The 14,985-nt window shown below is 44.7% G+C and carries 13 protein-coding genes and 1 pseudogene; 5 read left to right on the top strand and 9 right to left on the bottom strand.

Annotated features, from left to right (window positions below):
* Positions 1-21: 21 nt before the first annotated feature.
* The 9 genes from BACINT_RS02780 to argR all read right to left on the bottom strand — a co-directional run bounded on the left by BACINT_RS02780 (position 22) and on the right by argR (position 7,847).
* The gene (locus tag BACINT_RS02780) at positions 22-1,677 is read right to left on the bottom strand and encodes an AMP-binding protein (protein WP_007660435.1); all 1,656 of its coding nucleotides are present in this window, start codon (positions 1,675-1,677) and stop codon (positions 22-24) included.
* A gap of 2 nt (positions 1,678-1,679) precedes the next feature.
* A complete protein-coding gene (locus BACINT_RS02775) occupies positions 1,680-2,234 on the bottom strand; it encodes a helix-turn-helix domain-containing protein (protein WP_007660433.1) in 555 nt (184 codons plus the stop codon).
* A 33-nt stretch (positions 2,235-2,267) separates the two neighbouring features.
* A complete protein-coding gene (gene proC / locus BACINT_RS02770; protein WP_007660432.1) occupies positions 2,268-3,044 on the bottom strand; it encodes a pyrroline-5-carboxylate reductase in 777 nt (258 codons plus the stop codon).
* Positions 3,045-3,216: 172 nt separating this feature from the next.
* On the bottom strand, positions 3,217-4,338 hold the full coding sequence (locus BACINT_RS02765; RefSeq protein WP_007660431.1) for an aspartate aminotransferase family protein: 1,122 nt from the start codon (positions 4,336-4,338) through the stop codon (positions 3,217-3,219).
* 33 nt (positions 4,339-4,371) lie between these two features.
* Positions 4,372-5,340 (bottom strand): N-acetyl-gamma-glutamyl-phosphate reductase, encoded by a 969-nt coding sequence (argC, locus tag BACINT_RS02760; protein ID WP_007660426.1) that lies wholly within the window; start codon positions 5,338-5,340, stop codon positions 4,372-4,374.
* A gap of 20 nt (positions 5,341-5,360) precedes the next feature.
* Positions 5,361-5,573 carry a PspC domain-containing protein gene (locus tag BACINT_RS02755; protein ID WP_007660424.1) on the bottom strand — a complete coding sequence of 71 codons (213 nt, stop codon included), beginning with the start codon at positions 5,571-5,573 and terminating at the stop codon, positions 5,361-5,363.
* 2 nt (positions 5,574-5,575) lie between these two features.
* Complete coding sequence (locus BACINT_RS02750) at positions 5,576-6,781, bottom strand: argininosuccinate synthase (protein ID WP_007660422.1); 1,206 nt, start codon at positions 6,779-6,781, stop codon at positions 5,576-5,578.
* Positions 6,782-6,793: 12 nt separating this feature from the next.
* A complete protein-coding gene (locus BACINT_RS02745; protein WP_007660420.1) occupies positions 6,794-7,351 on the bottom strand; it encodes a GNAT family N-acetyltransferase in 558 nt (185 codons plus the stop codon).
* A gap of 22 nt (positions 7,352-7,373) precedes the next feature.
* Complete coding sequence (argR, locus tag BACINT_RS02740) at positions 7,374-7,847, bottom strand: arginine repressor (RefSeq protein WP_007660419.1); 474 nt, start codon at positions 7,845-7,847, stop codon at positions 7,374-7,376.
* Between the two features lie 486 nt (positions 7,848-8,333).
* Between argR and BACINT_RS02735 the strand changes: the two genes are divergently transcribed.
* The 5 genes and pseudogenes from BACINT_RS02735 to BACINT_RS02715 all read left to right on the top strand — a co-directional run bounded on the left by BACINT_RS02735 (position 8,334) and on the right by BACINT_RS02715 (position 14,924).
* Positions 8,334-8,588 carry a hypothetical protein gene (locus BACINT_RS02735; protein WP_007660415.1) on the top strand — a complete coding sequence of 85 codons (255 nt, stop codon included), beginning with the start codon at positions 8,334-8,336 and terminating at the stop codon, positions 8,586-8,588.
* Positions 8,585-8,887 (top strand): type II toxin-antitoxin system RelE family toxin, encoded by a 303-nt coding sequence (locus BACINT_RS02730; RefSeq protein ID WP_007660408.1) that lies wholly within the window; start codon positions 8,585-8,587, stop codon positions 8,885-8,887. Before BACINT_RS02735 ends, BACINT_RS02730 begins: the two co-directional genes overlap by 4 nt.
* Positions 8,888-9,301: 414 nt before the next feature.
* Positions 9,302-10,429: pseudogene (locus BACINT_RS02725) on the top strand (glycoside hydrolase family 88/105 protein); the annotation flags it as partial.
* A 31-nt stretch (positions 10,430-10,460) separates the two neighbouring features.
* Positions 10,461-13,289: an alpha-L-rhamnosidase gene (locus tag BACINT_RS02720; protein ID WP_007660403.1), complete on the top strand. Its 2,829-nt coding sequence runs from the start codon at positions 10,461-10,463 to the stop codon at positions 13,287-13,289.
* A gap of 177 nt (positions 13,290-13,466) precedes the next feature.
* The gene (locus BACINT_RS02715; RefSeq protein ID WP_007660402.1) at positions 13,467-14,924 is read left to right on the top strand and encodes a rhamnulokinase; all 1,458 of its coding nucleotides are present in this window, start codon (positions 13,467-13,469) and stop codon (positions 14,922-14,924) included.
* Positions 14,925-14,985: the final 61 nt, after the last annotated feature.

Genomic DNA, 14,985 nt, shown 5'->3' with positions numbered 1-14,985 from the left:
CTATTCCTTCTATTTTTTCCTTTATTTTGTATCGTTCTTCCGGATTTCCACACGACGGATCTTTCCACTGATGGTTTTCGGTAGTTCGTCTACAAATTCAATCACACGTGGGTACTTGTAAGGAGCCGTTACTTTTTTTACATGATTTTGCAATTCCTTGATAAGCTCTTCACCCTCTTTCCCTTTATATTCTTTAGCCAGTACGATGGTAGCTTTCACTACCTGACCGCGGATTTCATCGGGTACGCCTGTGATGGCACATTCTATTACAGCGGGATGCGTCATCAAGGCACTTTCCACTTCGAATGGGCCGATACGATAACCGGAGCTCTTGATCACATCGTCTGCACGGCCTACAAACCAAAGATAACCGTCTTCATCTTTCCAGGCAACGTCTCCCGTATAGTAGATACCATTATTCCAAGCTTCGTGTGTACGTTCCGAATCACGGTAGTACTCTTTAAACAATCCCAACGGCTTGCCTTTATCCGTACGAATTACGATTTGTCCCTGTTCGCCGGCTTCCACAGAACGACCGTCGTTGTCTATCAGGTCTACATCATATTGTGGATTGGGCAATCCCATGCTACCCGGTTTCGGTTCCATCCAAGGCATAGTGGCGATGGTCAGGGTGGTTTCTGTTTGTCCGAATCCTTCCATCAGTTTGATACCAGTCAGTTTCTTGAAGGTTTCGAATACAGCAGGGTTCAGTGCTTCACCGGCAATTGTACAATATTGCAGGGACGAGAGGTTGTACTTCGTCAGGTCTTCGTGAATGAGGAAACGAAAGATGGTGGGAGGGGCACAAAGAGAGGTTACATGATAATCTTGTATCTTCTCCAGAATGGCGGCAGGAGTAAACTTTTCGTGATCATATACGAATATATTTGCTCCGGCAATCCATTGTCCGTAAAGTTTGCCCCATACAGCCTTTCCCCAGCCGGTATCGGCAATGGTAAGGTGCAGGCTATTTTCCGTCAGATTGTGCCAGAAACTACCGGTGACAATGTGTCCCAGCGGATAAGTGAAGTCATGGGCAACCATTTTCGGCTCACCTGTGGTTCCGCTGGTGAAGTACATCAACGAAATGTCTTCATTCGCATTCGGATGTTCCGGTTTCACGAAAGGTGCAGCATTCTCGATGCCTTTGTGGAAATCATCGAATCCTTCAGCTACTTCAGGTCCTACGCTGACGAGTTTCTTCACGCTGGGTGAATCTGGCATGGCAGCTGTGATATGCTCCGTGATAACCGATTCGCCAGCACAAACAATCATTTTGATATCCGCAGCATTGCAGCGATATACAATATCTTTTTTGGTCAGCAAGTGAGTGGCAGGAATAACGACAGCACCGAGTTTATGCAAAGCTATGATGCTGAACCAGAATTCAAAACGACGTTTCAATATCAACATTACCATGTCACCATGACCGATGCCGAGGCTTTGGAAATACGAAGCTGTCATGTCCGTATAGCGTTTCATGTCGGCAAACGTAAACTGGTGGTGTTCACCCTTATCATTAGTCCATAACAATGCTGGTTTGTCTGGTTGTTCGGCAGCCCAGGCATCTACTACGTCGTAGCCGAAGTTGAAGTTTTCCGGTACGTTTATTTTAAAATTCTTGATAAAGTCCTCTTGTGAAGTGAAAGAGGTTTGCGATAAAAATCTTTCTACCATAATTACATTATTATTGCCAGGAATCGTACCGTCTTTCCATCCAGCGCTTTCATGCCATGTGGCAGCTTGGAGTTGAAGTAAAGGCTGTCCCCTTCGTTTAGTATAAGTTCTTTGCCGTCGATGTTGACCATCATGCGCCCTTCCAGTACGAGGCTGAATTCTTGTCCGGCGTGGCTGTTGTAGTGTATTGGTTCGCTATCCGGTTTCGGTTCTACGGTCACGACGAACGGATCGGCGCTACGATTCATGAAGCCCGCGGCAAGCGATTGGTATTTGTAGGCTTTAGTACGTTCAATACTGGTTCCTTTTCCGGCACGGGTTAGGAAATAGGAGCTCATCTTCGGTTCTTCGCCGAACATCAGTGCATCCAACGAAACTCCGTATCTGCGCGCAATCTTTTGCAGCATGCTGACGGAAATATCAAACTCTCCCGATTCTGCGAGACGGTATTCTTCGGCAGAAATATCACATTCGCGTGCAATGTCTTCGGCTGTCAGTTCCAGTACATCACGAAGGCCACGGAGGCGTTCGGCAATTTGCTTAATTTGTTCGTCCATGTGGTTGTTTATTTAATGAATTAATTGTTCGTCTTATTGTTTGCTGGCTTTAATGGCATTGATGATGGCAGAAGAGTAACCGTCATGTTCCAACTCATTAATGCCTTTGATGGTGATACCGCCAGGGGTACATACTTTGTCTATTTCTACACTGGGGTGTGTGTCATTGTTCAGTATCAGTTCGGCTGCTCCTTTTACGGATTGGGCCACCATCCTCATGGCATCCTTGGGGTAAACTCCCATTTCTATGCCGGCTTGCATGGCAGCTTGAATATATTTCAGTACATAGGCAATGCCGCAGGAAGCCATGGAAGTGCAAGCTGCGAATTTTTCTTCAGGGATAAGCATGGCGAGTCCCATTTGGTTGAAGATATCCAGCATCAGTTGCTCCTGTTCTTTGGTAGCATTGCGGCTGGCAATCAAAGTCATACTTTCCATTTCGCTGATGGCAGTATTGGGAATGATGCGGAACATGGTCATTTCCGGTTCCGGTACGTAGTGAGCCAGTTCTTCGAAGTTGATGCCTGCGGCGACAGAAATAATGATTTGCTTGCTTTTCAGTTTCAATTCACGCAGTACGCTTTTGATAAGCCACGGTTTCACAGCAAGTATGATAAATTCGGCACCGATGATGGCTTCCTGATTGTCATGCGTAATCTGTAAAGCGGGAAACTCTACTTTCAGTTCATCCAACTTTCCTTGCGAGGGATTAGAGACTATGATATCCGAGGCGGGGATAATGCTTCCCTTTGCCAATCCACGGGCTATAGAACCGCCCATGTTTCCTGCTCCGATAATTGCTGTTTTCATATCATTCTGTTATTAAAAGGGTTGTCGATGGGCAAAGGTAGATATTTTTTCCACCTTTATAAGCTAATTGATGTAAAAAAGTACTTGTGCACTAAAACAAAAAACAGCCTTAAGACGCGTTGAAACGTCCGAAGGCTGCCTGTTTATTGCTGATTATATAGTCAAATATACTTTAAAGTACTTTTCTGAAACGTTCGAGGAAGAGATCGGCTTCTTCCATGCTGAGACAGAGGGGCGGAAGCAAACGGAGTACGTTTGTACCACTGACACCTGTAAATACATGTTGCTCTTTCAGAAGTTTCAGGCGAAGTTCCTTTATTGGCTCTTCAAATTCAAGACCGATCATTAGACCACGTCCACGAACTTCCTTGATCTGTGGGAATTTCTTCAGTTCCGTCATTAAGTATTCACCTACTTTTGCTGCATTTTCAACCAGATTTTCCTGACTTATGACATCCAGTACTGCCAACGCTGCGCTACATGCCAGATGATTACCACCAAAGGTAGTACCCAGCTGTCCGTAAACCGGAGTAAACATCGGACTGATGAGTACACCAGCCATCGGGAAACCATTGCCGATGCCTTTGGCTACAGTGATAATATCTGCCTTGATACCGTTGTGTTGGTGAGCAAAGAATTTACCGCTGCGGCCATAACCACTTTGGATTTCATCTAAAACCAGTACAGTGTTATGAGCGGTACAAGCTTCGCGCAGAGCTTGCATGAATTCATCTGTCGGCAGTTGGATACCACCTATACCCTGAATACCTTCAATAATTACTGCGCAAACATCCCCCTTCGCCAGTTCGGCTTTCATAACTTCGATATCGTTCAGCGGGAGATAAGTGACATGTCCGCAATCGTTGATGGGAGCTATGATTTTCGGGTTGTTGGTTACTTCTACAGCCAGTGAAGTGCGTCCGTGAAATGCTTTGTTAAAAGAAACCACACGTGTACGTCCATTGTAGAACGAAGCGAGTTTCAAGGCATTCTCGTTGGCTTCTGCACCGCTGTTAATCAGGAATAAGGAGTAGTCATCATAACCACAAACTTTTCCTAAGCGTTCAGCAACCTGTTCCTGCAACTTGTTGATGACAGAGTTGGAATAAAATCCCAACGTGGCAACTTGCTTGCTTATCATCTCCACGTAGTGCGGATGCGCATGACCGATGGAGATAACAGCGTGTCCGCCGTAGAGATCGAGGTACTCAGTACCCTTTTCGTCCCATACGTGGCAGCTTTTTCCCTTGACAATATTGATGTCAAAAAGAGGATATACGTCGAATAAATTCATTTCTTTAATTATAAATTACGAAATACAAATTACTTAGAAGGCGCTGGGCTTCAGTCGCAAGCCGACGGTTTCTTCTAAATTGAACATCAAGTTCATGTTATGTACTGCCTGTCCACTGGCACCTTTCAGCAAGTTGTCGATGCAGGAGATGATAAGCAACTTATCACCATGCTTCTCCAGATGTAGCAGACACTTATTGGTGTTTACCACTTGCTTCAGGTCGATGTTCTTCTCTACAATGTGTACGAAAGAGTCTTTTGCATAATATTCTTCGTACATGCGGACGATTTCATCCAGTGCAACTTTGGTTTTTACTACGATGGTGGCAAAAATTCCACGCGGGAAATCGCCACGGTAGGGGATAAAGTCGATATCCACATCAAAGCTATTTTGCAATTGCTTCAGAGATTGCTTGATTTCGGGAACATGCTGGTGATCGAATGCTTTATAAACACTCAGGTTATTATTTCGCCAGCTGAAGTGACTGGTTGATCCCGGTTTCACGCCAGCTCCGGTAGAACCGGTGATAGCATTCACCATGATGTCGTTGTTCAGCATCAGGTGCTTGGCAAGGGGCAGCAAGCCCAATTGGATACAAGTGGCAAAACAGCCTGGATTGGCCACGTGCTTTGCTTTGCAAGTAGCACGACGGTTCAACTCCGGCAGACCGTAAATAAAGTCATGTTCCGGAGAAGCAATACGGTAGTCCATAGAGAGGTCGATGATTTTCAACTCCTCAGGAATGTTGTGACTCTCTATGAATTTCTTCGTATCGCCGTGAGCGGTACAGAAGAATAATACATCAATTTCATCCAAAGGTAACTCGTCGGTGAAGACAAGATCCGTTTCGCCGTACAATCCTTCGTGTACGTCGGTAATTTTGTTTCCGGCGTTACTTGAGCTGTTGATGAATACGATTTCCGCTTCCGGATGATTGACCAGCAAACGAATTAACTCACCTGCCGTATATCCGGCTCCGCCGATGATTCCTACTTTAATCATGTTAGTTTATACTATGTTCTTTATCTGTTATATAAGTTTCTTTCTTCGGGAACGATAAGCCACATTATAAGGTATACAGGTATACCGGCAAATACGGTGAAAAATGTCAATAATGCATAACCGATGCGTACGAGTGATGGATCGAGTCCGAAGTAGGCGGCTAAACCTCCGCAAACTCCGGCAAGCATTCTGTCACTGCGTGAGCGGGTGAGTTTCTTGTTATTAGTATCCATGCTTAGATTTCCTCGTCTTTATGGTTGTTATAATATACTCTCAGCGGAGTAGAAGTAACCTTGATAAAGCCTTTTGCATCTTCTGCTGTCCATCCCTTTTGCATTTCGCCGTATTCACCGAACTTGGTTTTTACAAGGTCGTCTTCCGACTCTACACCTACTGTAGAGAATGACAACGGGCGGAGTTCCAATATAGCTGTACCGTTTACGTTGCGCTGGCTCTCCTGCAACATTGCTTCGATGTCACGCATTACCGGTTCTAGGTACTGACTTTCGTGCAGGAACATACCGTACCAATTAGCAACCTGGTCTTTCCAGTATTGTTGCCATTTACTCAGCGTATATTTTTCCAGGAATTTATGTGCACCGATAATCAACATCGGGGCAGCAGCTTCGAAACCTACACGGCCTTTGATGCCGATAATGGTATCACCCACGTGCATATCACGACCAATGCCGTAAGCAGCACCAATTTCTTCCACTTTCTGGATGGCTTTGATGGGATCGTCGAATTTTTCGTCGTTTACTGCTTTTAACTCACCTTTCTCAAAAGTAAGACGCAGTTGTTCGCTGTCTTCCTTTACACAGTGTTTCAGATAAGCACTTTCGGGCAAGCCTTGTGCTGAATCCAGAATTTCACCACCGCAGATGGAAGTACCCCACAAGCCTACATTATAGGAATATTTCAGCTTGGTGAAGTCTGCTGAGAAACCATGCTTGTTCAGATAATCGATTTCTTCTTGGCGGCTCAATGCCATGTCACGGGTCAGTGTGATGATTTCTACACCCGGAGCCAGTACGAGGAATGTCATGTCGAAACGAATCTGGTCGTTACCTGCCCCTGTAGAACCATGAGCGATAGCGTCTGCTCCAATCTCGTTGGCATAACGTGCAATGGCAAGTGCCTGGAAAATACGCTCGGAACTTACGGAAATAGGATAGGTGCCATTACGCAGCACGTTGCCGAATACCATGTATTTCAAGCTCTTTTCGTAATATTCCTGAGTTACGTCGATAGTAACATATTCTTTTGCGCCCAGTTTATAGGCGTTTTCTTCGTTCGTTTTCAGTTGTTCAGGACTGAAGCCACCGGTGTTTGCACAAGCTGCATACACTTCGTACCCCTTTTCTTTGGCAAGGTACATTACCGTAAATGAAGTATCAAGACCGCCGCTGAATGCGACTACTACTTTTTTCTTATCTTCCATATCCTTTGTTTTTTAAATTTTATCATCTTCATGCAGTTCCGGGTCGTAGAGCATTGCGGTGCAGATGCAGAACTTGCGGTTCTTGGCTACTAATATATCGTGGTTGATGCAACCTTCGCAACCTTTCCAGAAGGATTCATCGTCTGTCAGTTCATTGAAGGTAACAGGGACATATCCCAGTTCCGTATTCATTTTCATGACGGCAGCTCCGCTGGTGAGGCTGAATACTTTGGCGTTGGGCCATCGCAAGCGTGCCAGGCGGAAGGATGCCATTTTGATACGCTTAGCCAATCCTATGCCGCGAAAGTCGGGATGTACAATCAAACCGGAAGTAGCGACGTATTGTTTGTTTCCCCAGCTTTCGATGTAGCTGAAACCTGCAAACACGTCTCCGCATAAGGCGATGATGGCTTTTCCTTCTTTCATTTTTGTCGCCACATATTCGTGTGTGCGTTCTGCGATGCCCGTTCCACGTACTTTGGCCGCTTCTCTGATGGTATCCAAAATCTTATCCACATAAATTTCGTGAGAGGCGTCAGCCACCATCACGTCCACTTTTTTGGTATCCATTTCTTATTGATTCGTTCTTTATTTATTTAATGTTCGGAATGATTTGTGACAGGAATTCGCGTACCTCGCTGTGCGAAGCGGCTTCGTGCACTACCAGCATGATGGTGTCGTCACCGGCGATGGTGCCCAAGATAGCGGGACATTCGCGGTTGTCAATGTCATAGGCCATACTGCTGGCATAGCCAGGCCGTGTGCGAATAACGGCAATGTTACCGGAGAATTGCAGGGAAACAAAACCGCTGGTCATCAGCATTTCGCTGGCACTCTGGTCATTGGAACGCTTGTACATGATGTTATTGGGTAATACATATACGTATTTCCCATTCATGTTTGCCGCCTTGGCAACTTTCAGTTGTTTCAAGTCGCGGGAAAGAGTGGCTTGTGTCAGCTCAAAGCCTTCCTTACCTAAAGCTTGCAGCAGTTCTTCCTGAGAACTGACATCTTTGCTTGAGATAATCATCTTGATGGCGTCTAACCGATTGGCTTTTTTCTTCATTTTTCTGTATAATTATTCTAAGAATGGCGCAAAAGTAGGGATAATTTTGGAAAGAATATGCATTAAAGAGAGAAATTTTGTACTTTTTATACTATGAATGCTATGTTTTATGCATAAATCGGAGAATATATGCAATCGAAATCGGAGATTAGGAACTGATTGACCCGTATCTGAGGCGCACTTGCTCCGTACCAAGTCCGGGATTTCTTCGGTCGGAAGTACCTCTGGACGGAGAATGTATGGAGCAAGTGTGCCTCAGGTGCGGGTCAAGTCCGAAGTGGATATGAAGAATTATTCAGTTTGATGCTTTTTCTGGTCTTAAACATATAATGTTTTTACGGAAAACAAACGGTCTTTTACATCAAAACTAATAATGGTTTATATGAAAATGTAAAGAATCAAAATGGACATTGTTTAAACGTAAACTTTCAGGTGCATTATTGTATATCTCATATATATGATATATATTTGCTAAAAATAAGACTTATGGATACATCATTATCAAATGCAAAAAGAAGAAAGGTCATTGATATACCGGAACAAACGTTCAGGACTTTATCAGTAAGAGCTGCGGCTTCCGGAACTAATCTGAAAGCTTTTATTGAGAAAATGTTAGTGGACTATGCAGATAGTGCAGACGATTCGCATTTGTATGCTTATTTATGTGAGAAACGTCCCGAAGGAAAAGATATGCTTAACGAAGAAGAAACGAAATCCTTTGAGGATTGGTTAGGATTATGAAAGTTGAATATTCTAAAGACTTCGAAAAGACTGTTCGTAAGTTGTCGGGAAAGCTGCTTGATTCTGTGAGAGAAGTGATTCGTGAGGTGAAAGAGGCTGAATGTATAGAACAGATTACAGATTGTAAGAAACTAATCGGATACGATTTTGTTTATCGGATTCGGATAGGTAGTTACCGGGCATTTTTTATCTTCCATGTAGAAGTAAAAGACGATACGGTGAAATTTAAGTATCTTGTTCCCAGAGGAGAGGCTTATGCAAAGAAAAGTAGGGACGGCCTACGGAAACATGACATTTGAATCATTGCAAGCTTTTATGGAAACAACAAAAGCAATAAGAAAACTATCAAAATATAAAGAAGGGGTTTCGGTGGAAACCCCTATTTTTGTGCCGTCAGGTATTGGCATGTTCTATAAAATAATCTATGTGAATCTATAAACTATTAAAGGCACATGAAAGAGCTTCTTAGATTTTCAATATTCCTTGTATTAGGTTTATTTGCTTCTCTCACCACAGAAGCAAAGGTGACGCTCCCTGCCATTTTCTCAGATAACATGGTATTGCAACAAAATGCACAAGTGAATGTGTGGGGCAAGGCTACGCCCGGAGAAAAAGTAACTGTTAAAGCATCGTGGGCAGACAAAGTAGTAACAGCAAAAGCAGCTGCCAACGGTAAATGGACATTAAAACTGAAAAACCCGGATGCAATGACCAATCCTTTCCGTACAGATACATGGCAACCGGATTCGTATGCCCGTTGGTTTGCTGATTCGGAGATGGTACGTTTTCCGCAGGCGTATCAGCTGGATCATGGAAAGCGTCTTTTCTTTGGGTATGCACAAGGGGTAGGTTGCTGTGCGATGCTGCAAATGTGGAAGAAGACGGGAGAACGCCGTTACTTTGACTATGTGGAGCAATGGGCAGACTCCTTGATTGATGACAAAGGGGAAATCCATCTGTATCGTGTGGAAACATACAACCTTGACTATATAAATTCAGGTAAGGTTCTGTTCGACTTGTATCGTGAAACTGGTAAGGAGAAATATAAGACGGCAATGGATGCCCTTGTCAGACAGTTGAAAAATCATCCGCGTACGTTGGAAGGTGCTTACTGGCATAAGTTGATTTATCAACACCAGATCTGGTTGGATGGTTTGTATATGGCTTCCCCTTTCCTTGCCCAGTATGGTGCAGAATTCAATAAACCCGAATGGATTGATGAGGCAGTGAAACAATTCACGCTTTGTCAGAAACATACCTATGATGCCAAGACCGGGCTTTATCATCATGCTTGGGATGAAAGTAAGAGCCAGCGTTGGGCTGATCCGGAAACCGGGCATTCCCCTAATTTCTGGGGACGCAGTATCGGCTGGTGGTTTATGGCGATGGTGGATGCATTGGATTATATTCCGGAAGACCATGAAGGCCGTGCCCGGATGATCGGGTGGATACAAGGGTTGGCTGAGGTGTTACCTGCATATCAGGATAAGAATGGTTTGTGGTATCAGGTGCTTGATCAGCCGAAACGGAAAGGAAACTTCCCGGAGGCATCTGTGACAACGCAATTCATGTATGCTTATGCAAAGGCTGTGAACAAGGGATATATTGATGAAAAGTATCGTGCTGTGGCGGAGAAGGCTTTCAATGGTTTGAAGAGCAAATTGATAGTAGAGTGCCAGGATGGTACATTGACATTGACACGCTGCTGTCAGGTAGGCGGCTTGGGTGGACATCCGTATCGCGATGGCAGCTTTGAATATTATATAGGTGAAAAGATGCGGGATAATGATGCGAAAGCAACAGGACCGTTTATTATGGGGTGCATTGAGCTGGGAAAGTGACAAACTGTCGCTTTTATAAATAATATATATCATGAAAAAGAATTTATTAGCAATAATTTTTGCTTCTTTCTGTGCCGGAACCATTTCTGCACAGAACATCTCGTGGCCTGAGGTAACCACGGAAGCTAAACCCGGTGCCCGTTGGTGGTGGATGGGGAGTGCAGTAGATGCGGCTAATCTGACTCGTAATCTGGAAGCATACTCCAAAGCCGGAATGGGGACGATGGAAATTACTCCTATTTATGGAGTGCAGGGCAATGACGCAAACGAAATTCAGTTCCTTACGCCCGAGTGGATGCGGATGTTGCGCCATACGGAAAGTGAGGCTGCGCGCCTGGGCATGAAGATTGATATGAATACGGGTACGGGATGGCCTTTTGGTGGTCCGGAAGTAGGTATAGAAGATGCTGCCTGTAAATTATTGATTGAAGAATATACATTGAAAGGCGGCGAACGCTTGAATACAACCATAGAAGTGACGGATGAAAAACAACGTCCGTATGCCAAATTGTGTCGGCTGATGGCTTTTAGGGTTCTGACAGACACTTCTACTCCGAAAGAACAAAAAGCTGTGCGCTGCTATGACCTGACATCGAAGATAGAAAACGGAAAGCTGGTATGGAAAGCTCCGAAAGGAGAGTGGCGTTTGATTGCCGCTTTCATAGGAAAAACATTTCAGAAGGTAAAACGTGCTGCACCCGGCGGTGAAGGATATGTGATGAATCACTTCTCGGCAAAAGCTGTGTCCAATTACTTGAATCGTTTTGAACAGGCTTTCTCAGGAAAGACAGCTAATGGAACAGCCGGGACTCCAACTGAGTATCCACATAATTTCTTTAATGATTCTTATGAGGTTTACGGTGCTGACTGGACAGGTGACCTGTTCGAGCAATTTGCTCTTCGTCGTGGATATAAATTGGAGGAGTTCTTGCCCGATTTCCTTTCAGAAGAGCGTACAGAGACTACCCGCCGTGTTATTTCCGATTATCGTGAGACTCTTGCAGAACTGCTTCAGGAGAACTTTACCCGTCAGTGGACGGACTGGGCGCACAAACATGGTTCACGTACCCGTAATCAGGCACACGGCTCACCCGGTAATCTTATAGATCTTTATGCAACGGTCGATGTTCCCGAATGTGAGGGCTTTGGACTGTCGGACTTCGGTATCCGCGGACTACGTAAAGACTCGTTGACTCGTCCTAACGACTCTGATCTCTCCATGCTGAAATATGCTTCTTCGGCGGCACATATCGCAGGAAAGCCTTATACGACTTCGGAGACATTCACTTGGTTGACAGAGCATTTCCGTACTTCACTATCGCAGTGTAAGCCCGATATGGATTTGATGTTCGTTTCCGGTGTGAATCACATGTATTTCCATGGAACGACTTACTCGCCGGCTGAGGCCGCATGGCCGGGATGGAAGTTTTATGCTTCTATTGATATGAGCCCTACAAATAATATCTGGCGGGATGCTCCGGCATTCTTTGATTATGTCACCCGTTGCCAGAGTTTCCTGCAAATGGGACAACCGGATAATGACTTCCTGGTTTATCTGCCTGTTTATGATATGTGGGACGATCAGGACGGTCGTCTGCTGCTTTTCGATATTCATAAGATGGCGAAACGTGCTCCTCGGTTTATAGAGGCAGTGCATCGCATTTATGGTGCAGGATATGATATGGATTATATTTCCGATAACTTTATCCGTAACGCTATGTGTCAGGACGGTAAGATATTGACTTCCGGTGGAGCTTCTTATAAGGCATTGGTAGTTCCCGGTGCGCGCTTGATGCCTGCTGATGTGATGGAGAAATTACTTCGCCTGGCGGATGAGGGAGCTACGATTGTTTTCCTGGAACAGTATCCGGAAGATGTACCGGGATTGAATGATTTGGGTCAACGTCGTGCAGAGTTTAATAAAGCTTTGGCACAAATAAAGGAACGGGAAGGAAAAGGGCATGTCCTTTTCGGAACAGATTATGCCCGCACACTGGCTGCCACTGCCACCGTTCCCGAAGAAATGAAGACTGCTTTTGGATTGAGTAGCATCCGCCGCTCACATTCCGAAGGATACCACTATTTTATCTCAGCTTTAAAGACAGAAGACACTGAAAGTTGGATACCATTGGCTGTACAGGCACGTTCTGCAATGCTTTATAATCCGATGAATGGTACATCCGGTAAGGCGTGGTTGCGTCAGAATAATGGCAGGACAGAAGTCTTCCTGCAATTGGCATCCGGTGAGTCTATTATTCTGAAAACATTTACAGATCACGATGTTGCCGTACCGGAATATGGGTATTGGACATCTATGCCCCAGGATGAAGCGGCAAAGATACTTCCGGGTGCTTGTTCTTTTGCCGGTAAATGGGGATTTAGTTTCGTAGAAGCAATGCCTGTGGTAAGTAATGTACCGGATAGTGTTTCTCTTGGTTCGTGGACGGAAATAGCTGCCGAAGGTGTGAAAAATACAATGGGGACAGCTTGTTATACCACCACATTCACTTTGAAAACTCCTGCTGAGGCTGGAGAATGGATGCTTGATCTTGGCGATGTTCGCGAGAGCGCACGTGTACGCATTAATGGACAAGAGGTAGCTACGCTTATAGCTGTTCCTTACCGTTGTTTAGTGGGTAAATATCTTCGTCCGGGTGTGAATACACTTGAAGTGGAAGTAACGAATCTGCCTGCCAACCGTATTGCGGATATGGATCGTCGTAATGTGCCTTGGCGTATCTATAAAGATGCCAATATTGTGAATATCCATTATAAGAAGGATATTTATGGAAAGTGGGAATCGGTGCCAAGTGGTTTGTTGGGGCCTGTGCGCTTGATTCCGATGCAGAGTATAAAATGATAATTTAGCGTTCTGCGCTAAATTATCATTTATGTACCATATTATCTTTTGAGCGTTTGCATATACAGTATCCTTTGTGGTAAGAATATCAGAAATAACATCTTTTCAATCAAAACTAATACAGAGTATAGGGGAGTAATCCCCTATTTTTGTATCGTCAAAAATCTATTTAATATCATGAAACATTGCTTTTTTGCGGTTGATTTGGGTGCTACCAGCGGCCGTACCATACTGGGAGCATTCACTCCGCAAGGATTAGAACTACAAGATGTGAACCGCTTCCCTAACCATCTGATTGAAGTTGGAGGACATTACTACTGGGATATCTACGAATTGTACCGTCATATTCTGGAAGGTTTGAAACTGGCTGCCCGGATGGATGATGTGCAGATAACCTCTATTGGAATTGATACCTGGGGAGTCGATTTTGTATGTGTGGGTAAAGATGGTGGTTTGCTTCGTCAGCCCTATTCTTATCGTGATCCGCATACGATGGGAGCTCCTGAGGCTTTTTTTGCCCGCGTTCCCCGCAAGCAGGTATATGGATGGACAGGTATTCAGATCATGAATTTCAATTCGCTTTTCCAGTTGGATACTTTACGCCGGAATAAGGATAGTGCACTGGAAATGGCTGATAAGATCCTTTTCATGCCGGATGCACTTAGTTATTTACTGACCGGAGAGATGGTGACTGAATATACCATTGCCAGTACGGCTCAATTGGTAAATGCTGAAACGCGTCGTCTGGAACCGGCATTGCTGAAAGAGCTTGGATTAACGGAAGATAACTTCGGGCGTTTTGTATATCCGGGTGAGAAAATAGGCGTATTGACCAAAGAAATACAAACGATTACCGGACTGGGAGCAATACCTGTGATTGCAGTTGCCGGACATGACACGGCTTCCGCTGTGGCTGCCGTACCAGCATTGGACCGTAACTTTGCTTATCTGAGCAGTGGCACATGGTCATTGATGGGAGTGGAGACAGATGCACCGGTTATTAATGAAGAAACAGAAGCACTGAACTTCACGAATGAAGGAGGTGTTGCGGGGACGATTCGTTTACTGAAGAATATTTGTGGCATGTGGTTGTTGGAACGCTGCCGTTGCGATTGGGAAGAAATATCTTATCCTGAGCTGATTGCTGAAGCAGAGGCATGCGAACCTTTCCGTAGTCTGATAAATCCGGATGATGTTCTGTTTGCCAACCCGATGAATATGGAACAGGCTATTCGTACTTATTGCGCTGACCATCATCAACCGATACCGGAGACACGTGGACAAATTGTACGTTGTATTTTTGAAAGCCTGTCACTGCGCTATCGCCAAGTTTTGGAGAACCTGTGTAGCCTTTCTCCCCGTCCTGTAGAAGTACTGCACGTTATTGGAGGAGGAAGCCGTAATGATTTGCTGAATCAGTGGACTGCCAATGCGGTAGGTATTCCTGTTGTTGCCGGACCGTCGGAGGCGACCGCTATCGGCAACGTAATGATACAAGCTCTCACAGCAGGTGCAGCAAGTGACATTGTTTCCATGCGCCAACTTATCAATCGTTCTATTCCATTGAAGACTTTTACTCCGGAGAACGTTGAAGTTTGGAATACCGCTTATCTGCATTTCTTGCAGTTAGCCTAATATTACTTGTCAGTGATAACGTATAACTAATAAATTATAACTAATAACTAAAAAACTAGTA

This window comes from Bacteroides intestinalis DSM 17393, assembly GCF_000172175.1.
GTDB lineage: Bacteria > Bacteroidota > Bacteroidia > Bacteroidales > Bacteroidaceae > Bacteroides > Bacteroides intestinalis.
The sequence above is the reverse complement of the archived record's forward strand: the minus strand, read 5'-3'. Positions and strand labels throughout refer to the sequence as shown.

Bases quoted from the DNA above. Each gene is read 5' to 3' on its own strand.
- BACINT_RS02765 (WP_007660431.1), bottom strand. From the start codon at position 4,338: ATGAATTTATTCGACGTATATCCTCTTTTTGACATCAATATTGTCAAG.
- BACINT_RS02780 (WP_007660435.1), bottom strand. From the start codon at position 1,677: ATGGTAGAAAGATTTTTATCGCAAACCTCTTTCACTTCACAAGAGGAC.
- argC (WP_007660426.1), bottom strand. From the start codon at position 5,340: ATGATTAAAGTAGGAATCATCGGCGGAGCCGGATATACGGCAGGTGAG.
- BACINT_RS02745 (WP_007660420.1), bottom strand. From the start codon at position 7,351: ATGGATACCAAAAAAGTGGACGTGATGGTGGCTGACGCCTCTCACGAA.
- BACINT_RS02735 (WP_007660415.1), top strand. From the start codon at position 8,334: ATGGATACATCATTATCAAATGCAAAAAGAAGAAAGGTCATTGATATA.
- proC (WP_007660432.1), bottom strand. From the start codon at position 3,044: ATGAAAACAGCAATTATCGGAGCAGGAAACATGGGCGGTTCTATAGCC.
- argR (WP_007660419.1), bottom strand. From the start codon at position 7,847: ATGAAGAAAAAAGCCAATCGGTTAGACGCCATCAAGATGATTATCTCA.
- BACINT_RS02755 (WP_007660424.1), bottom strand. From the start codon at position 5,573: ATGGATACTAATAACAAGAAACTCACCCGCTCACGCAGTGACAGAATG.
- BACINT_RS02750 (WP_007660422.1), bottom strand. From the start codon at position 6,781: ATGGAAGATAAGAAAAAAGTAGTAGTCGCATTCAGCGGCGGTCTTGAT.
- BACINT_RS02720 (WP_007660403.1), top strand. From the start codon at position 10,461: ATGAAAAAGAATTTATTAGCAATAATTTTTGCTTCTTTCTGTGCCGGA.
- BACINT_RS02715 (WP_007660402.1), top strand. From the start codon at position 13,467: ATGAAACATTGCTTTTTTGCGGTTGATTTGGGTGCTACCAGCGGCCGT.
- BACINT_RS02730 (WP_007660408.1), top strand. From the start codon at position 8,585: ATGAAAGTTGAATATTCTAAAGACTTCGAAAAGACTGTTCGTAAGTTG.
- BACINT_RS02775 (WP_007660433.1), bottom strand. From the start codon at position 2,234: ATGGACGAACAAATTAAGCAAATTGCCGAACGCCTCCGTGGCCTTCGT.